Genomic DNA, 18513 nt, shown 5'->3' on the forward strand with positions numbered 1-18513 from the left:
CCGGGCACAAGATCGGCGCTGACGGACCGATGCGGACATCGTATGGAGCACAGGAACCTCGGCCACACTCACAATGTCCAAACCCGTATCAGGGAAACCGATCTCGATCAGCTCGCAGCCGATCTGACCCGACTCGACTGAGGACGCCGGAACGCCGGCGGTCGCGGGCAAGGTGTTCGTATTCGGCAGAAGAGAGTATTCGCTCGGGACTCACCGCGGCGAGGTGTAATGCCGGCACCACGCCGCAGAGCGATATTCGATCAGGACACGAAGTCCGGGCACAAATTCGTCGTCGCTGCGCTGACGAACAACGTACCTTGGTCAAACCGGTAAGTCCGTTCGACCGCGGAAATCTCATCGAGAACCGACACACCCCCACGCAAGTCGTCACACGTCGCGTAGCCCGCGGTGATCATCTCGGCGGCCGATCGTGCGGGCAGGGTGGCGTTGTTCAGGCTGATCTCGTCGACGAACGCGGCTTCGGCGGTCCTGGAGTCGGCCGTCGCGGCGGCGCCACCACCCAGAGCACTGCCGAGAGCGACAAGTGTTGCAGCGCCGGCAATTGCGAAGGTGCGGAGCCGGATTCGGTTGATAGCCATGATGTCCATCCTTGGGTTCGGGTGCCGTTGTCGACGTTGTACCAACGGTCCCGCAGCCGACGCCGCCGAGGAACCCACCCCAGGGCTGAGGCGGATCACCCCTGCGTTCCGCCCACCGATCTACGTCCCACTACCGAAGTGCGCGCCCAGCTGAATGCCTCAGCGTTGAACCAGTTGTCAGCCACGGTGCCACGGTCTGGATGACGTCGGCCTGGTAGATCTGGGTCTGTGGATCGAGGTACTGCGGCTTCGCCGCGCACGGCGAAGCCGTGTTCTGAGCCTTCGATTTCGACCAGTTCAACAGGTGCGGGGAACTGAGCGATGGCTTCACGCGTCCCCTCGATCGGCACCGAGGTGTCAGCGTTGCCATGGACGATGAGCGGTCAGGATGCATCTGGAAACCGCCTGCCGACGAGGCGGAGTTCACGGGGCAGCCTCGCTCACTGGCCCGCGGCGAATGCCCTGGTCAGACAGCTACGCGTGGATCCGCATGCGACTGCACCCCATCTGCGGTTCCAAGTGACTGCAGCACCGATAGCACGTGATTGCATGACCCCGATCAGGGCCGAATCCGCACAGATCAAGTGACTGACGTAACGTGCCGTCACATGAGTGCTGATCTGTTGGGCAAGAGCGCGCTGGTTACGGGCGCGAGCCGGGGTATCGGGTTCGGGGTGGCGGCGGAGCTGCTGCGACGGGGGGCCAATGTGGTGGTGACGGCGCGGAAGGTGGACGCGCTGGAGAAGGCCGCCGAGGAGTTGCGGGGGCTGGGGCATCCCGGGGAGGTTGTCGCGGTCGCGGGGAACTCCGGGGATGCCGAGGCTCGGGCAGAGCAGGTCGGGGCCGCGGTGGCGCGGTTCGGATCGCTCGATGTGCTGATCAACAACACCGGGATCAATCCGGTGTACGGGTCGCTCATGGAGGCGGACCTCGAGGCCGTGCGGAAGATCTTCGACGTGAATGTCGTTGCCGCGCTTGGGTATGTGCAGGAGGCGTACCGGGCGTGGATGGGTGAGCACGGCGGCGCGGTGGTGAATGTCGCCAGCGTCGCGGGGCTGCGCTCCACCGGTGTGATCGCCGCCTACGGTGCGTCCAAGGCCGCGCTGATTCGGCTCACCGAGGAGCTGGCCTGGCAGCTGGGGCCGAAGATTCGGGTGAACGCGGTCGCGCCGGGCGTTATCAAGACCAAGTTCGCCGATGCGCTGTACTCGGCCGACGAGGAGGCCGCCGCGGCCGTCTACCCGATGAAGCGGCTCGGCAGCCCCGAGGACGTCGCCTCGCTCATCGGATTCCTGGCCTCGGACGAGTCCTCGTGGATCACCGGCACCACCATCAAGGTGGACGGCGGACTGCTCGCCACCGGCGGAATCTGAACCACCGCAGCAGTTTTCGCGGAAAAATGCCCGGCGTCGCGCAATGCGACGCCGGGCATTCTCGATCGGACGAGTCTCAGCGGAAGATCAACGCGCCGATCGTGTCGCTCTGCCGGTACTTCAGGTACTTCTCCACTACGTCGGCACCGACCGCCGAGGTCGCTGTCGCGAACGTGACCACCATGAACTGGCCCTGACTGCCGTCGCGCCACTTACCGGTCTCCCAGTCGGCGATGTAGCTGCCCGCGGGCAGGTTGATGTCCTTGTCGTCGAACTGACCCGACGCGCCGGACGCGGAGCTCTCGCTGTTCATGGTGAAGATCAGCTGGGTCAGCATGAGCGCGCCACCCTCGGACTTCCACACCAGCTCGGACCCGTATTTGCAGCCGAGGCTGGTGATCTTGCCGGCCTTTTCGAGCGGCCCGCAGCTGTCGTAGTCGTGGCCTTCGACCCAATCGGCCTGCAGCGCGACGTCACCGAGGCGGAAGTTCCACGGCTGGCCGTATTCGGTATAGGTGAATCGGCCTCCGGCGGGCGCGGCCTTGCTCGTCGTGGTGGTGCGGGTGGTCGTGGTGGTCTTGGCCGTCGTGGTGGTGGTCGTGGTCGTCGTCGAGGTGGCGGCCTGCGACGAATCGTCGCCGCCGGTGACGATCACGATCGCGCCGATAGCCACGGCCAGCACCGCCACCACGCCCAGCACGATGCCCACGATCAGACCGGTATTGGACTTCGGCGGGGGCGGGGGCGGAAAGCCCTGTTGCTGCGGATAACCGGGCTGCTGCCCGTACCCGGGCTGGCCATATCCGGGCTGCTGCGGGTACCCCGGCTGTTGCGCCGCGTACCCGGGTTGCTGGCCCCAATTCTGCTGGCCCGGCTGAGGCTGACCCTGCCATCCCTGACCGCCGGGCTGCTGCCCCGGAGGCGTCGCGGGCTGATCCCACCAGGCCGGATTCTCCGGCGGCTGGCCCTGCGCATTCGGATCCCCGCCGAAACCGGGACCGGACGGCGGTCCGGGTGGATACGTCATGTGCTCAACCTTTCGCGCCTGCCGAACCCTCCCCGGCCCGGTCATCGTTACCGAAGCGTATGACGGTCAACGTCCATGATCCAATCACCTGGTGACGTCCGATCTTCTCATTTGCGGTGCGGGTCCGTCAGGACGCGCGCTGGCCCATCGTGCGCTGGCGCAGGGACAAACGGTCACCGTGATCGATCCGCAGCCCGAGCGTCGCTGGACCGCGACCTACGCGGCCTGGGCGGACGAGCTGCCCGAGTGGGTGTCCGAGCGAGTGTTCGCCGCCGCCGTCGACAACCCCGTCGCCTGGACCTCGCATCGCGTCGAATTGGCCCGCCGCTATGTCGTATTCGACACCGCGAACTTGCAGGATTCACTCGATCTGAGCGGTGCGCGGATCATTCGCGACCGAGTTGCCGAGATCGACGCACCGTCCCGGTCGACGGGCCACGGAATCGATCTTCCGTCGGTGCGCCTGGCCTCCGGGCCCACGCTGCCCGCTGGGCGGGTCATCGATGCGCGAGGCATCGCCCGCTCCCCCGCACTGGCCGAGCAGACCGCGTACGGCGTCATCGTCGACCGAGCCCGGTGGACCGGCGAAGACACCCTGTTCATGGACTGGCGCCCCGACAACGGCGCGAAACCCGAAGAGCCACCGTCATTTCTGTACACGATCCCGGTGAGCGCCGACTCCGTTCTGCTCGAGGAAACCTGCCTGGCCGGACGGCCGGCACTCGATCCAGCGGTCCTTCGCGAGCGCCTCGAGCATCGATTGCGTTCCCGCGGAATCGATCTCACCGGCACCGAGCAGGTCGAACGAGTGCGTTTCCCGGTCCAGGGCGGCCGACCACACGACCGGAGGTTCGGCGCCGCAGGCGCATTGACGCACCCCGCGACCGGATACAGCGTCGCGACCGCGCTGCGCACGGCGGACACCGTCGCCGCGGGAGACACCATCTGGCCCGCCTCCGCCCGCGCGGTCCACGCCCTGCGTGCCGCCGGACTACGTGCGCTGCTCGCGCTCCCGCCGCACGAGATCCCGGCCTTCTTCGACGCGTTCTTCACCCTGTCCCCGCATTCGCAGCGCGCATACCTGTCCGGACGCGACGATCTCCCCGGCACGATCACCGCCATGACAGCGCTTTTCGCCGCCCTCCCGTGGCGAATCCGCCGTACTCTCGTCGGCGCGGTCGCCCTCCCCCAGCCCGCCCGGCGCTGAGCGCACCACGCCGAGCGGCGACCGCGAGGCCGTCATACCTGGGCTTACAGCTAGGATTCCGGCGTGACGAGCTCAGGCTGGGCCGCCGGACTACCGGACGAGCTCTACGCGGCCCGAGAGTTCTTCTGGTCCACCGGGCAACAGTGTTCGGCGGCGATCGCCGAACCCGAGAGCGCGAAGTACGGCGCGTACGCGTTTTCCGTGGACGGCACCGCCGTTCGATTCCGTATCGCGAAGACCACCCCCACCAAGCCCGGGCAGTTCGTCACCGTCTGGCAGCGCTCGCCCCAGGGCCCGATCCGCCCGTTCGATGTCGCGGACCAGATCGGGTTCTTCGTGATCGGTGTGCATCAGGGGCCGAACCAGGGCTGGTTCGTCTTCTCGCAGGATGCCCTGGTCGAGCGAAATATCGTGTCGCGCAACGGCATCGGCGGCAAGCGCGGTTTCCGCCTGTATCCGCCGTGGGTGTCCGTGCCCACCGGCCAGGCCCGGCGATCGCAATCCTGGCAGCTCGAGCACTTCCGATCCGCGGACCGGAATTCGGCCCGACTACCGACAAGCGTCGGCGATGCCCTCGAACCACTCTCGAATCGCCGCACGCTGCTCCGGTGAGAACCCGGCCTCCAACTCGGCCTCGCGCCGGGCGACGGCCACCCGAGCCTCCTTCAACCGAGCGAGTCCCGCGTCGGTGACATGAATTCGATGAGTGCGCCGGTCCGTGGGATTGGGCTGCCGCTCTATCAGTCCCTCCTGCTCGAGTCCGCCGAGCATCTCGTTCGCGGCCTGCCGAGTGCTCGCGACCTCACGGGCGATGTCCGCCACGGACATTCCCGGATGTGAAGCCGTCATCATCAGGGTGGCGTACTGCGAGGTGGAGAGCCCGAATTCCTTGAGTTCCGCGCCGATCGCGGCCCGCATGTTCAACCAGACCTTCCGGACCATGAACGTCAGCGAACCGCCCTCGTCCCGATAGGAACCCACGACCCAGCCCTCCTCAGAGATTGACAGGTTCCTGACGATTACGCACACTCTTAATCGTCAGGTTCTTGCCAATCGTATCGAAGGTATTCGATGAACACGCCTCCGACGTTGCCGAAGTCCAGGCAGCAACTGATTCTCGCCGTCCTACTCCTGTCGTCCCTGCTGATCTGGCTGGACAACACAATCCTCAACACCACGTTCGAAACCCTCGCCGACCCGGTGCGCGGACTGGGCGCCGATCCGGCCCAGTTGCAGTGGGCAACAGGGTCTTACACGCTCGTCTTCGCCACCCTGATGTTCACCGCGGGCGCGCTGGGCGACCGCTTCGGCCACCGAACCGTGCTCACCACCGGAATGGTGGTCTTCGCGGCCTCCTCCGTCTGGGCCGCCTATGCCGACGACGCGGGCCAGCTCATCGCCGCGCGGGCCGCGATGGGCCTGGGCAGCGCGTTCATCATGCCCGCCACCATGGCGATCCTCACGTGGACGTTCACCGGACCGGCCCGGGCAACCGCGATCGGACTGTTCTCCGCCTCCGCCGGTGTGGGATTGGCGGCAGGCCCCCTGCTGGCCGGCGTGCTGCTGGACCACTTCTGGTGGGGCTCGGTGTTTCTCGTCAACGTGCCGGTGGTGGCTGTCGCGCTGATCGGGATCGCCGCCCTGGTCCCGAACTTCCACAGTCCCGCACCCCGCCCACTCGACCCGGCAGGATTGCTGCTGTCCATCACCGGCTTGGCAGCCCTGGCATACGGACTCATCCGCGCCGGACAGGTCGCATCCTGGGGCCGCCCCGACGTCTGGGCACCGATCGCCGCCGGGCTGATCCTGCTCGTCGCGTTCGTCGTCGTCGAATTGCGCAGCCGCCAGCCCAGTTTCGATCCGAGGCTGCTGGCCGAGCGAACCTTCGGCGGCGGCAACGCGGCACTCGGACTGCTCTTCTTCGCCATGACGGCGGTCGGGTTCTACGGCGCGTTCTATCTGCAAGGCGCGCGCGGCTTTTCACCTCTCGAAGCGGGTCTGGCCAGCTTTCCCGCAGCGGTCGGCGTCATGATCGGCGGGCCGCTGGGCGTTCGCCTCGTTCAGAAGTGGAGCCTCCGGCCCGTCTCCGCGACCGCCCTCACCGTGGCCGCCTTGGCCATGGGCAGTTTCGGATTGTTCGGACTGCACACGCCGCTGATCTGGATCGAGATCGCCATGTCGGTGCAGGGCATCGCCATCGGCATGGTGATCGGGCTGGTCACCGGGACACTGATGAGTACATTGCCGCTGGAACGCGCAGGTGCGGGTTCCGCTGTCACCAATACGGTCCGGCAGACCGGCAGCGTTCTGGGCATCGCGGTGGGCGGCACGATCATGTCCATCACCTACGGGCGCGCGATAGCGCCGACGCTTCCCGGCCTGCCCGCCGAGGTGCAGGAAAAGGCCCGCGCCTCAGCCGAATTGGCCAGACACGCGGCAACCGCCACCAAGAATCCCGACCTGGCCCGGGCCGCCGATTCAGCCTTCATGCACGCGATGCATGTGGGCACGGTCTGGACGATGCTGATAGCGCTTTTAGCTGCGGGCGTGCTGGCAATCACTATGCGCCCCAATGCTATTGCCGCGACACCGGCCGCGACAGAGGTTCCGGAACCGGCGCCCTCGCACTAGGCGCACGGCACGGAAATGGCTCGATCGGCTCACGTGGGGCCGATCAGTCACCGCGCCCTACCTTGACGCTGACCTGCGGTTCCGGACCACACGCTGGCGGACGCATCGGGGATCAGAGGACGCTCGCAGCGCCACACACCGTGCACGGAATCGCGTTTTATACGGCAGAGCGGCCATCACATGACCGAACTGTAGGCCAGCGCGCGGGCTCGAGATATGAAGAGACTGAATAGTCTCATGGTCTGAATACGTGCAGTTCAGATGGGTTTTCTGTTCCCATCCGTGATCTCACACGATAGAATTAGCACATGCGTTCGAACGAGACAGGGATCGGAGACACAGCGGGAGCCGACCTGGCCACCGCAGTCCACACTCTGCTCGATGCGAACCTCGCGCCGTTGACCGATGACGGGGTCACCGAACTGATGCGCTCGGTCGAAACCAGCAAACGACGTTTGGCTGCGTTGGAGCATCGGCTGGTGATCGAGGTCGTGGAACGGTCCATCCCGCAACGCGCAGGAGTCCGAGACGCAGTCCGATTCCTCGAACAAGCACTGCGGCTCTCACACCGGGAAGCGTTCGGGCGCATGAAAGCCGCCCAACAACTCGGGATCTGGCACGACATCACCGGGCAAGACCTCGAACCGATGCTGCCGCACACCGCGAAAGTCCAGGCCGCCGGGGAAATCTCGGCCGAACACGCCCGCACGATCGGCAACATCATGCACCGACTCCCGCACGCCATCTCGCGTGCAGACCGGGAAGCCGCCGAGCAAGTGATGGCGGAGCACGCGCGGTGTGGGTCTCCTGATGACTTGCCCCGGATCGGCAATTCCCTGTCCGCGCACCTGGACCCCGACGGGACCCTCACCGACGACACCGACCGCGCCCGCATGCGGGGGATCGTGTTGTGCGACCAACGCCTCGACGGCATGAGCTCGCTCAAAGGCGAGATCACCCCCGCCCTGCGCGCACTGCTGGAACCGGTCCTGGCGAAACTGGCCCGCCCCGGCATGTGCAATCCGGATGACCCCGACAGCCCGTTCGCCGACACCGACCACGTGACCCGGGAGATCCTCGACGCCGCCGCCCAACGGGACTCGCGCTCGGCCGCGCAACGCAATCACGATGCGCTGCTGGCATTCCTGCGCCCGGAAATAGGACCGGGCAAGCTCGGATCCCATCGCGGTCTGCCGGTGGAAGCGATCGTCACCATGACCCTCGCGGAACTCGAAGACGCTGCGGGTGTAGCCACCACCGCTTCCGGTGGCACGGTGTCCATCCCCGAAGCCCTCAAACTCGCGGAGCGGTCCAAGCCCTTCTTGGCCTTGTTCGACCACACCGGGATGCCCTTGCACCTCGGACACGGAGAGCGTTTGGCCAGTCCCGCGCAGCGGCGAGTGTTGATCGCTGCCGAGCGCGGTTGCACCCGTCCGGGGTGTAGTGCTCCTGCGACGTTGGCTGCGGTGCATCACATCACCGAACACAGCAAGGGCGGGCCTACCGATATCGAGAACCTGACCTTGGCGTGCGATGCGTGTCACGCACTCGTGCACGACGGCCCGGGTGGCTGGAAAACGATTGTGATGGGCAAGAATTCAGAATTCCCGGGCCGCACGGGGTGGATAGCGCCGATCCATATCGACCCCACGCGCACGCCGAGGGTGAATCACCGTCACCATCCCGGGGAGATGCTCGCCGCCGCCCAAGCACGACTGCGTGCGCGGGAGCGACGAGAACGCGCTCGTCATCGGGAGTTCCTCGATCACCGTGATTCTCCGGTCGACCGAAGCTGAACCACACCCACTACACCAGGCGACACCGGCTCCCTTTCGGGGACCGGTGCTGTCCTGGTTCGCCCGGTGCAAGCCCCGGCACCCGAGCGCCTACATCACACCGCACGCACGCACACTCGGGCACGGGCACTGAGAGGAAGATGGACATGGAGATGAAAGAAAGTGCGCCAGTGCGCGATCCGCACACGCGACTGCCGCTGACCCCGCACACCGCCGGAGCGGAAGACTCGGTGCCTGCCGCTCTCACGTACTCCCCTCACGGCACAAGAGCCGACGCTGGTTCCGCACCCGCACTCGTATACCCCTGTGGTGTTGCTGCGGAAAAGATGGCAGTGCTGGTCATTTCGCCTGCCGTACCCGACCTGGGCTCCCCAGTCGGGAGCCGTCCTCTCTCGTCCCAGCCGGGCTGGATGGCTGTGGTCACCACTCGAGCACTCCACACCACCACCCACATGCCCTACTAGCCCGCATGCCCCCTGGCACGAGAGCCCTGCACCACCCGACCGATGGCACGCGAACACCGCCTGGTCTAAGGCGCGAGAAGCCCCGCACTGCCTGCCCTGTGACACGAAACTGTCCTATGCCACTTCAAGCCCTACACCGCTTGCCCTACGGCACAGGAGGCTTGCCGCCATAAGGCGAAAGACGCTGCACCGCGTGTCTATGACACAGGAGGCTTGCCGCTATGACGCGAAAGTCCCTGCACCGCTTGCCCTACGACAGGAGAGACCCTGCACCACCGCCCCCGTTCGGGGAAGCCACCACACCAGACATCCGGCAGAGCTCCAAACCGCCGGTTGCGCGGGCACTTCTTCCCTTCTCTTCCAGGCATCTCTTGTCTTTGTCTCTTGTTCTTTGAATCTTGCTTCTCCCCGCCCAGCAGACCGAGCAACAAGAAAGGTGTGCGGTGGTGCAGGGATTGGGTGGGGTGTCCTGCACCACCGCACACATGCGCGGCATCGACCCGGAAGTCAGCGCGCCTTCGGAGCAGACCTTGCCCGGGAGGGTCTGCTGCAGGCACGGTGGTCGACGGCCGCGAGTTCGTGGAGGTGAATCAGAGTGTGCCCCAACGGGAGTTGAGGGATTGCTCACTGGCGGGAGTAAGGGTGCCGAGGATGCGGAGGCGGGCTATGCCACCGTCGGGGTAGATGTCCAGGCGGACGTGGGTGGCGGGGCGTGCGGCTTCGGGGGCGATTCGGAAGCGGTGAGGGGTGTCCGGTTGGACTGTGGTGCGAGGGAAGAGCTCGAACCACGCCGGATCGGTGTGGGGCGGGAGCGGGGCGTCGGCGGAGTGGTCAGCGGCGGGGTGATCGATGGCGGGGTGGTCGATGGCGAGGAGTCGGACTTCGGCCGGGGAGTTGAAGACCAGGTTGGTGGTGTCGACCTCGATCAGGTCGGGAATGCCTTGGGCCGCCAGCCGGAATACCGCCCAGTCGTTGCCGTCGTCGCGCCGGCGGCCGGTTTCCCAGCCTTCGGCCTGGTTGCGGGCCAAGCCCGGGGCCAGCATGTTGTCGGGGGCGGAGTAGAACATGTCCGAGCAGGAGATGGCTCGGGCACCGTTCTCCAGAGCTGCCAGGTCGATGGTGATGCCGGTGAGCAAGCCGGGGTCGGGGACGACTTCGCCGTGCACCCGGAGCCGGGCTACGCCGCCGTCGGGGTGGATGTTGAGACGCACGTGGGTGTAGATCGCCTCGTCCGAGACCGGGAGCTCGTGGCGAGCGTCGCCGCTCAGGGCCGCGCGGGGGACGATTTCGGTCCACTCCAGCGAATCCAGTTGGGCCGGTGAGGGATAGCCGGGAGCGCGGCAGGCTTCGACCGACGCGTACGGCGGATAGTTGCCCTTGAACCAGGCCGTGTCGATGACGATGCCGCGGATGATGCCGGGCATGCCCAGGCGAATGATCGCCCAGTCGTGGCCGGGGCTGCGGCGGCGGCGGGTTTCCCAGCCGTCGTACTCCTGGCCCTTGGGCCCGAAGGTTTCCGGGGAGAACCTGGGCTGCCAGGGGTGGATGAGGTTCTCGCGTTCCTCGAAGGACTCGTCGCTGGCGGCGATGACGGCGGCACGGTGCGTGCGCAGCGCCAGGTCCGGGAGGGTGGTGAAGTCCGACATAGGTTCTCTCGCTATCGGTTTCGGGAGACTTCGCGATCGAATCGGGTCTCCGCGATGTGGACGGCCAGCTGCTCCAGCAGGGGTCCGGCATTGCTCATGCAGAGCTCCGGATCGGGTTCGATATCGGTGAGGGCGTAAGCGTCCTCGATGCCGAAGCGGCGCAGCATGGTCAGGGTCAGGGTGCGTCGGCCGGACGCGGCGACGACGGGCACTTCGGCGCGGGCGGCGGCACGGGCTACGCCGATGGGGGCTTTGCCGTGCAGGGTCTGGCGATCCAGGGCTCCCTCCCCGGTGATGACCATGCGGGCGCCACCGAGGAGGGTGTCGAAATCGAGCTGCTCCAGGATGATTTCGATTCCCGGGCGGATCTGCGCGCCGAGGTAGGCCAGGGCGGCGAAGCCCACGCCTCCCGCCGCGCCTGCGCCGGGGCGTTCGGACAGGTCCGTGCCGAGGTCGCGACGGCTGATTTCGGCGAAGCGTGCGAGGCCCTGTTCGAGCGCCTCGACTTCGTCCGGTCCCGCGCCCTTCTGGGGTGCGTAGACGTGCGCCGCGCCGCGCGGGCCGAGCAGTGGGTTGTCGACGTCGGAGGCGACGGTCACCGGGACTCGGATCAATCCGGTGAGGTCGATGCGCTCCAGGTTCCGCAGGGCCGCGCCGCCCGGCGGCAAGGGCTGGTCGTCGGCGTCCAGGAGGCGGGCTCCCAGCGCGGTCAGCAGTCCCGATCCGCCATCGGTGCACGCGCTCCCGCCCAGACCGAGGATGATCTTGCGCGCACCGCCGAGCACGGCGGTGCGAATCAGATCGCCCGTGCCGGCGCTCGTGGCTTCGAGCGCGGTCCCGGGAGTGGGCCGGTCGGGAAGTCGCCGGAGCCCGGAGGCTTCGGCGAGCTCCACCACGGCCGTCTCGCCCCTCATCGCGAACGAGGCGGCCACAGTGTTCCCGACCGGCCCGGTAACGCCGGTCTGCATTCGGGCGTATCCGGCATCGACCATGGCATCCACGGTGCCGTCCCCGCCGTCGGCAACGGGGACCTTGACTATCGGGATGTCCGGCCGAGCCCGGCGCAGTCCGGCGGCGAGGTGCGCGGCGACCTGTCCGGCGGTGAGAGAGCCCTTGAACTTGTCGGGGGCCACGATCACGTGACCGCGATGCCATCCCGATCGTGAGTCGCCGCGCACCTGGATCACCGTGTGCTCCCGGCCGATTCGTACTCGGGCTGCGCCGCGATGGCGGTGGGCGCGTCCTCGAAGGTGTCCGCGAGCTCCTCGAACTCGGTGACACTGTCGATCTCGAGACCCATGGACACATTGGTGACACGTTCGAGGATCACCTCGACCAGCACCGGGACTCGGTGCTTCGCCATGAGCTGCTTGGCCTCTTCGAGCGCCGCGCCGATACGGTCCGGCTCGGTGACACGAACCGCCTTGCAGCCCAGGCCTTCCGCCACCCGGAGGTGATCGACACCGTAGCCGCCGAGCTCGGGGCTGTTGATGTTGTCGAACGACAGCTGCACGTAGTAGTCCATGTCGAACGCGCGCTGCGCCTGACGGATCAGGCCCAGGTACGAGTTGTTCACCACCACATGGATGTACGGGATGTTGAACTGCGCCCCGACGGCCAATTCCTCGATCAGGAACTGGAAGTCGTAGTCACCGGACAACGCGACCACCGTGGCGTCCGGTTCGGCCGTGGCGACACCCAGGGCGGCGGGCAGGGTCCAGCCCAGCGGACCCGCCTGTCCGGCGTTGATCCAGTGCCGGGGCTTGTACACGTGCAGCAGCTGCGACGCCTGGATCTGGGACAGGCCGATGGTGGTGACGTAGCGGACGTCCTGCCCGAACGCCTTGTTCATCTCCTGGTACACCCGCTGCGGCTTGATCGGCACCGCGTCGAAGTCGGTCTTGCGCAACAGGGTTCGCTTGCGAGCACGGCACTGCTCGGCCCAGTCGGCACGGTCCGGCAGCGCACCCACGAGCTTCAGGTCGTGCGCGACGTCGAGGAACGCGGCCAAGGCGGCACCGGCGTCGGAGACCACGCTGTAGTCGGGCGCGAACACCCGGCCGATCTGGGTGGGCTCGATGTCGACGTGCACGAAAGTGCGGCCCTTGGTGTAGGTTTCGACTCCACCGGTGTGGCGGTTGGCCCAACGGTTGCCGATTCCCAGCACGAAGTCGGCTTCCAGCATGGTGGCGTTGCCGTACCGGTGCGAGGTCTGCAGGCCGACCATTCCGGCGTGCAGCGGATGGTCGTCGGGAACCGTGCCCCAGCCCATCAGCGTCGGGACCACGGGAATGCCGGTCAGTTCGGCGAATTCGAGCAGCAGGTCCGCGGCATCGGCGTTGACCACGCCACCACCCGCCACGATGAGCGGCCGTTTCGCCGCCGCGAGCATGGTGAGCACCTTCTCCGCCTGCGCCCGGGTCGCGGTCGGCCGGTGGATCTCCAAGGGCTGGTACGTGTCGATGTCGAATTCGATCTCGGCCAGCTGCACGTCGATCGGCAGGTCGATCAGCACCGGGCCGGGACGACCCGAACGCATGAGCTGGAACGCCTTCTGGAAGGTTCCGGGCACCTGCGCGGGTTCCATGACGGTCACGGCCCACTTGCACACCGGTGCGGCGATCGAGGCGATGTCGACGGCCTGGAAGTCCTCCTTGTGCAGCTTGGCCACGGGCGCCTGACCGGTGATGCACAGGATCGGAATGGAATCCGCGCTCGCGGAGTACAGGCCGGTGATCATATCGGTGCCGGCGGGACCGGAGGTGCCGATGCAGATGCCGATATTGCCGGGCGCGGCGCGGGTGAATCCCTCGGCCATGTGCGAGGCCGCTTCCACGTGGCGGGCGAGGATGTGGCGGATGCCGCCGTGTGCCCGCATGGCGCTGTAGAAGGGGTTGATCGCCGCGCCGGGCAGACCGAATGCCTGTGTGGCGCGTTCTTTTTCGAGAATCAGCACGGCCGCGTCGACGGCACGCATGCGGGTCATGTCAGCACTCCTGTCGCGGCGGCGAGACGGCCCCGCTGGTTGTCCGGGCGAAAGGTGTCGGGTGCGTGAGAAGTCACCGTCATGCCGACTTCTTCCCGGCGAGCGACTCCGCGACCAGCAGCAGTGCCGAGTGATCGAGTGAGCCGTGGCCCATGGCGCGGGCGGCGGCGATCAGCTGAGCGGTGAGCGCGCCCATCGGGATCGGCACCTCGGCCTGGCGTGCGGCCTGCTGGATGATGCCCATGTCCTTGTGGTGCAGATCGATCCGGAAGCCGGGCTGGAAACTGCGCTCCAGCATGGACTTTCGCTTGAGTTCGAGGATCCTGCTGCCCGCCAGGCCACCGGCCAGCACGTCGAGGCCCTTCTCCGCGTCCGCGCCGAGGCCCTCCATCAAGAGGATGGCTTCGGCGACCAGAGCGTAGGTGCCGCCGACAACGAGCTGATTGGCGGCCTTGACGACCTGGCCCGCGCCGTTGGGTCCGACCAGGGCGAAGGTCTTGCCCACCGCCTCGAAAACGGCTCGGGCAGACTCGAAGTCGGCCTGCTCACCACCGATCATGATCGAGAGCGTGCCGTTGACCGCGCCGGGCTCGCCGCCGCTGACGGGAGCGTCCAGGACGCGCAGACCCTTCTTCACGCCTTCGGTGGCGGTCCACTCCGAGGTGCGCGGGGTGATTGTCGAGAAGTCGATGTAGAGGGTGCCGGTGGCGGCGTGCTCGAGGACCTCCGTGAACACCTGCTCGACGTGCTCGTCCTGCGGCAGCATCGTGATCACGATGTCCTTGTCGCGCACCGCTTCCGCGACGCTGCCCGCCACGGCGCCGCCGGCGGCCGCCAGCTTGTCCAGCCCGGCCGGGGACAGGTCGTAGCCGGTGACCTCGTGGCCCGCCGCGACCAGGTGACCCGCCATGGGGCCGCCCATGATGCCGAGGCCGATGAATGCGATGGTGCTCACTTGATCCACTCCCAGTTCAGTTCGGGGTCTTTGTATTCCAGGCCGATCCAGCCGTCGTAGCCGGTCTTGTCGAGGGCCGCGAACAGGACCTCGAAGTCCAGCGCGCCGGTACCGGGACGGCCGCGTCCCGGTGAGTCGGCGATCTGCACGTGCCCGATGTAGCGAGCCCAGGTGTCGATGACCGCGGGCAGGTTCTCGCCCATCCGGGCCAGGTGGTACAGGTCGCACAGGAAGCGCACGTTCGGTTCGCCGACCTGCTCGATGACGCGCACCGCGTGGGCTGCGGAGACGATCGGATAGTCCTGCGACTCATGGGCGTTGAGGGCCTCGAGCAGGACCGTGGCGTCGATGCGCTGGGCGGCGGCCGCGGCGAGGCGGAGGTTCTCGAGCGCGAGCTCGTCCTGCTTCTCGGGATCCTCGCCGGGAATCCGGTTGCCGTACAGGGCATTCAGCGCGCGGCAGCCGGTGCGTTCGGCGATGCCGACGACGACGTCGATATTGTCGCGGAAGCGGTTCTGCTCACCGGGGACCGACACGAGACCTCGCCCGGCGGGAATCAGATCGATGAAGTTCAGCCCGACCAACTGCACCCCGGCATCGTGGATCGACCGGATGAAGGCGTCGATATCGCGGTCGGCGGGAATCGGGTCCTCGCCGAACGGCCACCAGAACTCCACGGCGTCGAACCCGGCTGCCTTGGCCGCCGCGGGCCGCTGCGTGAGCGGCAGATCGGTGAAGAGAATGGAGCAGTTGACGTCGAATTTCCGGGGCGCTCCCCCGGCGGTGTACTTCATCGGGTTCCTTCGCGATAGGTCGACCAGCTACCGAATTCGGTGATGTCGATGAGTTGCGGATAGGAGACGGGCGGGCGGCGCAGCACCATGGAAAGGACCGAGCGCTGATCGTCGAGTTCGATGACGCCGAGCTCCAGTTCGGGCGGCTCGGCGGGCAGCAGGCTGGTGCGCAGCACGTCCATCGAGACGTCGAACAGTTCGCCGGTGATGGGGACGCCGCCGTCCGGGACCGGGTGCAGGCCCGGGAATCGGTCGCCGACAGAGTAGAAACGGTAGTGCGGAGAGGTTTTCGCCTCGCCCGCGAAAGGCGAGCCGGCCAGCAGATGATTCAGCGGCCCACCGCGCATGGCGCCGCCGTTCAGAAAGATCAAGGGCATGTGAGAATCCGTTTTCGGTTATCGCGTGAAGGAATTCGACGTGAATGGATTCAGCGTGAAGGAATTCAGCGTGGCGAGTTCGAGCCCGTCCGGGATCGAATGGTCGGGCAGCGGGACGGTGTCGCGGTGGATGGGGCCGCCGCTCGCGCCCAGAGGAAGGCCGGAGCCGCCGCGGCGGACCGCGACGATTTCCGCGCCGATGGACAGCGCCGTTTCCTCGGGCGTTCGTCCACCCAGGTCGAGTCCGATGGGCGAACGCAGCCGCGCCAGTTCGGAGTCGGTCAGTCCGGCCTCCCGCAACCGGGCGAGCCGGTCGTCGTGGGTGCGCCGGGAACCCATGGCCCCCACAAAGGCCACGGGAAGTCGCAGGGCCACTTCCAGCAGTGGCACATCGAATTTCGCGTCGTGGGTCAGCACGCAGAGCACGGTCCGGGCATCGACACCGGTGCGTGCGAGATAGCGGTCCGGCCACTCGACCACGACCTCGTCGGCCTCGGGGAAGCGGGCGGGGGTGGCGAAGACGGGGCGGGCGTCGCAGACCGTCACGCGGTAGCCCAGGAACTTGCCGATCCGGGCGACCGCGGCGGCGAAATCGATTGCGCCGAAGACGATCATGCGGGGCGGCGGCACGTAGGACTCCACGAAGACCGTGGTCTCGTCGGCGTCGCAGCCGATGGTCCGCACGCCGGTCGCGCCGACCTCGAGCATGGCGCGAGCCTCGGCGGCCACCGTCGGGTGCGGGTCCGCGCCGACGGTCCACCAGGCGCCGAGTGCGGTGGCCGCACCGGTGCTCAGGTCGCGGACCAGGGTCACCGGCTCGTCGGTGCGCAGCACGGCCTCGAAGGCGGCGCGGTTCGCGGCGGTGACCGGCTGGACGAAGATCTCGATGGTTCCGCCACAGGTCAGTCCGACCGCGAAGGCGTCGGAGTCGCTGTAGCCGAAGGACTCCCGCACGGGCAGTCCGGTGTGCAACGACTCGCGGCACAACTCGTAGACCGCGCCCTCCACGCAACCGCCGGAAATGCTTCCGACGACCACGCCGTCCGTGTTCACGGCGAGGGCGGCGCCCACCGGGCGGGGCGCGCTGCCGCCGATCCCGATGATCGAGGCAATGGCGTAATCCTGTTGCGCCGCATGCCATTGCAAGAGTTGTGCCGCGATGTCGCGCATATCAGCCTCCCAGGACCGATTCGATGGCGTTGATACCGAAGTAGGCGGCGAACACGACGCTCACCACGGCCACCAGCCAATGGATTTCACGGAACTTGCCGCGAGCGGCCTTGATCACCACGTAGGCGATCAGGCCCGCGCCGACACCGTTGGTGATCGAGTAGGTGAACGGCATCAGCACGATGGTGATGAACGCCGGCACCGCGATCTCGAGATCGTTCCAGTCGATCTTGCGGGCCTGGGTCATCATCAACGCCCCGACCAGGACCAGCGCGGGGGCCGCGGCCTGGATCGGCACCACCGCGGCCAGCGGGGTGAAGAACACCGCGAGGCAGAACAATCCGCCGGTGACCACACTGGTGAGTCCGGTACGAGCGCCCTCACCGACGCCCGTCGCCGATTCCACGTAGACCGTGCTGCCCGCACCGCCGCTGGCTCCGCCGATGATCTGGGCGACGCCGTCGACGGTCAGGATCTTCCCGATGCCGGGCATGGTGCCCTTCTCGTCGAGCAGTTTCGCCTCGTCACAAACGCCGAACACCGTTCCCATGGCGTCGAAGAAGCCGGTCAGCACCAGCGTGAAGAGCACCACGCCCGCGGCCAGGCCGCCGGCCCGGGCGAAGCCGCCGAGCAGATCGACATCGAACATGAGGCCGAAATCCGGTGAGGCGAACAGTGAGTCGGGCGCCTCGGGTACGACCGTGCCCCAGGACTTGGGATCGATCGTCGCCATCGCGTTGATCACGATGCCGAGCAGGGTGGCGATCGCGATGCTGATCAGGATCGCGCCGGGCACCTTGCGGACGTACAGCGCCAGCATGAGCAGCAGGCCGACGGCGAAAACCACCACGGGCCAGCCCTGTAGGTGACCGTCGACGCCGAGGGTGACCGGCGGACCGCCGGGTGAGCCGTGGCCCACGACGCCCGAGGACACCAGGCCGATCATGGCGATGAACATGCCGATCCCGACGCCGATGGCGTGTTTGAGCGCCACCGGGATGGCGTTGATGATCATCGTCCGCAAGCCGGTGGCGGCCATGATCACGATGATCACGCCCATCAGCACCACCAGGCCCATGGTCTGGGGCCAGGTCATGTGCGGTGCGGCTTGGAACGCGACCACCGGTACCACGCCCAGCCCGGCAGCCAGAGCGAGCGGTACATTGCCGACCAATCCCATCAGGACGGTGGACAATCCGGCCGAGAAGGCCGTGGCGGTGGTCAGCTGAGCGATGCTCAGGTGATTGCCGTCGATATCGGTGACTCCGCCCAGAATCAGCGGAACCAGCAGGATCACATAGGCCATCGCCACGAAAGTGGTGATGCCGCCTCGGATTTCGCGGCTCACGGTGGAGCTGCGTTCGCTGATCTTGAAGAATCGATCGAGTGCCGACGGTTTCGGACCGAGAGTGGTCGTTGCCGTGGTGGCGGGGTCTTGGATCTGGGTCATGGCTGCCCTCCTCGGGGCGTAGCCGACCAACGGACCGG

The 18513-nt window shown here is 67.1% G+C and carries 16 protein-coding genes; 5 read left to right on the forward strand and 11 right to left on the reverse strand.

All coding sequences use genetic code 11. The annotated features are described in order from the left end of the window. Positions 1 to 260: 260 nt before the first annotated feature. Positions 261 to 599 (reverse strand): DUF732 domain-containing protein, encoded by a 339-nt coding sequence (locus tag NJ1_RS10885; RefSeq protein WP_169813128.1) that lies wholly within the window; start codon positions 597 to 599, stop codon positions 261 to 263. Between the two features lie 608 nt (positions 600 to 1207). Between NJ1_RS10885 and NJ1_RS10890 the strand changes: the two genes are divergently transcribed. Further along, a complete protein-coding gene (locus tag NJ1_RS10890; protein WP_067691310.1) occupies positions 1208 to 1972 on the forward strand; it encodes an SDR family oxidoreductase in 765 nt (254 codons plus the stop codon). Positions 1973 to 2048: 76 nt separating this feature from the next. Here NJ1_RS10890 and NJ1_RS10895 read toward each other — a convergent pair whose 3' ends face one another. Beyond that, entirely contained in the window at positions 2049 to 2999 is a 951-nt protein-coding gene (locus tag NJ1_RS10895; RefSeq protein ID WP_067691314.1) for a hypothetical protein, read from the reverse strand. An 88-nt stretch (positions 3000 to 3087) separates the two neighbouring features. On the opposite strand from NJ1_RS10895, the gene NJ1_RS10900 reads away from it, so the two are divergent. Together NJ1_RS10900 and NJ1_RS10905 are read left to right on the forward strand one after the other, a co-directional pair. Beyond that, positions 3088 to 4206, forward strand: a complete 1119-nt coding sequence (locus NJ1_RS10900) for a lycopene cyclase family protein (protein WP_067691317.1) — start codon at positions 3088 to 3090, stop codon at positions 4204 to 4206. A 63-nt stretch (positions 4207 to 4269) separates the two neighbouring features. Beyond that, a complete protein-coding gene (locus NJ1_RS10905) occupies positions 4270 to 4818 on the forward strand; it encodes a MepB family protein (protein ID WP_067691320.1) in 549 nt (182 codons plus the stop codon). On the opposite strand, the gene NJ1_RS10910 is transcribed toward NJ1_RS10905, so the two are convergent. Continuing rightward, the gene (locus tag NJ1_RS10910; protein ID WP_218025166.1) at positions 4756 to 5187 is read right to left on the reverse strand and encodes a MarR family winged helix-turn-helix transcriptional regulator; all 432 of its coding nucleotides are present in this window, start codon (positions 5185 to 5187) and stop codon (positions 4756 to 4758) included. The two genes, NJ1_RS10905 and NJ1_RS10910, sit on opposite strands and share 63 nt — an antisense overlap. Positions 5188 to 5277: 90 nt before the next feature. On the opposite strand from NJ1_RS10910, the gene NJ1_RS10915 reads away from it, so the two are divergent. Beyond that, the gene (locus NJ1_RS10915) at positions 5278 to 6837 is read left to right on the forward strand and encodes an MFS transporter (protein WP_067691323.1); all 1560 of its coding nucleotides are present in this window, start codon (positions 5278 to 5280) and stop codon (positions 6835 to 6837) included. Positions 6838 to 7145: 308 nt separating this feature from the next. Then, a complete protein-coding gene (locus NJ1_RS10920; protein WP_067691326.1) occupies positions 7146 to 8633 on the forward strand; it encodes an HNH endonuclease signature motif containing protein in 1488 nt (495 codons plus the stop codon). A gap of 1054 nt (positions 8634 to 9687) precedes the next feature. Here the strand turns inward: NJ1_RS10920 and alc are convergent. The 8 genes from alc to NJ1_RS10960 form a co-directional block, all read right to left on the reverse strand. Next, positions 9688 to 10743: an allantoicase gene (gene alc / locus NJ1_RS10925; RefSeq protein ID WP_067691329.1), complete on the reverse strand. Its 1056-nt coding sequence runs from the start codon at positions 10741 to 10743 to the stop codon at positions 9688 to 9690. 11 nt (positions 10744 to 10754) lie between these two features. Next, on the reverse strand, positions 10755 to 11930 hold the full coding sequence (locus NJ1_RS10930) for a glycerate kinase (protein ID WP_245717329.1): 1176 nt from the start codon (positions 11928 to 11930) through the stop codon (positions 10755 to 10757). Next, on the reverse strand, positions 11927 to 13729 hold the full coding sequence (gene gcl, locus NJ1_RS10935) for a glyoxylate carboligase (RefSeq protein ID WP_067691332.1): 1803 nt from the start codon (positions 13727 to 13729) through the stop codon (positions 11927 to 11929). The genes NJ1_RS10930 and gcl overlap by 4 nt, the downstream gene beginning before the upstream one ends. Positions 13730 to 13808: 79 nt before the next feature. Continuing rightward, positions 13809 to 14684, reverse strand: a complete 876-nt coding sequence (locus tag NJ1_RS10940; protein WP_084478003.1) for an NAD(P)-dependent oxidoreductase — start codon at positions 14682 to 14684, stop codon at positions 13809 to 13811. Further along, the gene (locus NJ1_RS10945; RefSeq protein ID WP_067691335.1) at positions 14681 to 15478 is read right to left on the reverse strand and encodes a hydroxypyruvate isomerase family protein; all 798 of its coding nucleotides are present in this window, start codon (positions 15476 to 15478) and stop codon (positions 14681 to 14683) included. The genes NJ1_RS10940 and NJ1_RS10945 overlap by 4 nt, the downstream gene beginning before the upstream one ends. Beyond that, positions 15475 to 15855 (reverse strand): allophanate hydrolase-related protein, encoded by a 381-nt coding sequence (locus NJ1_RS10950; RefSeq protein WP_067691338.1) that lies wholly within the window; start codon positions 15853 to 15855, stop codon positions 15475 to 15477. The genes NJ1_RS10945 and NJ1_RS10950 overlap by 4 nt, the downstream gene beginning before the upstream one ends. An 18-nt stretch (positions 15856 to 15873) precedes the next feature. Further along, entirely contained in the window at positions 15874 to 17025 is a 1152-nt protein-coding gene (locus tag NJ1_RS10955; RefSeq protein ID WP_084477970.1) for an XdhC family protein, read from the reverse strand. A 1-nt stretch (position 17026) separates the two neighbouring features. Continuing rightward, positions 17027 to 18475, reverse strand: coding sequence for an NCS2 family permease (locus NJ1_RS10960; RefSeq protein ID WP_067691340.1), 1449 nt, complete (start codon positions 18473 to 18475; stop codon positions 17027 to 17029). Between the last annotated feature and the right edge of the window lie 38 nt (positions 18476 to 18513).

Origin of the sequence: Nocardia jejuensis NBRC 103114 (assembly GCF_001613145.1) — a bacterium.
Classification (GTDB): Bacteria; Actinomycetota; Actinomycetes; order Mycobacteriales; family Mycobacteriaceae; genus Nocardia; species Nocardia jejuensis.

Coding starts and splice junctions, on each gene's coding strand:
- NJ1_RS10885 (WP_169813128.1), bottom strand. CDS start 599: ATGGCTATCAACCGAATCCGGCTCCGCACCTTCGCAATTGCCGGCGCT.
- NJ1_RS10890 (WP_067691310.1), top strand. CDS start 1,208: ATGAGTGCTGATCTGTTGGGCAAGAGCGCGCTGGTTACGGGCGCGAGC.
- NJ1_RS10895 (WP_067691314.1), bottom strand. CDS start 2,999: ATGACGTATCCACCCGGACCGCCGTCCGGTCCCGGTTTCGGCGGGGAT.
- NJ1_RS10915 (WP_067691323.1), top strand. CDS start 5,278: ATGAACACGCCTCCGACGTTGCCGAAGTCCAGGCAGCAACTGATTCTC.
- NJ1_RS10920 (WP_067691326.1), top strand. CDS start 7,146: ATGCGTTCGAACGAGACAGGGATCGGAGACACAGCGGGAGCCGACCTG.
- alc (WP_067691329.1), bottom strand. CDS start 10,743: ATGTCGGACTTCACCACCCTCCCGGACCTGGCGCTGCGCACGCACCGT.
- gcl (WP_067691332.1), bottom strand. CDS start 13,729: ATGACCCGCATGCGTGCCGTCGACGCGGCCGTGCTGATTCTCGAAAAA.
- NJ1_RS10945 (WP_067691335.1), bottom strand. CDS start 15,478: ATGAAGTACACCGCCGGGGGAGCGCCCCGGAAATTCGACGTCAACTGC.
- NJ1_RS10950 (WP_067691338.1), bottom strand. CDS start 15,855: ATGCCCTTGATCTTTCTGAACGGCGGCGCCATGCGCGGTGGGCCGCTG.
- NJ1_RS10955 (WP_084477970.1), bottom strand. CDS start 17,025: ATGCGCGACATCGCGGCACAACTCTTGCAATGGCATGCGGCGCAACAG.
- NJ1_RS10960 (WP_067691340.1), bottom strand. CDS start 18,475: ATGACCCAGATCCAAGACCCCGCCACCACGGCAACGACCACTCTCGGT.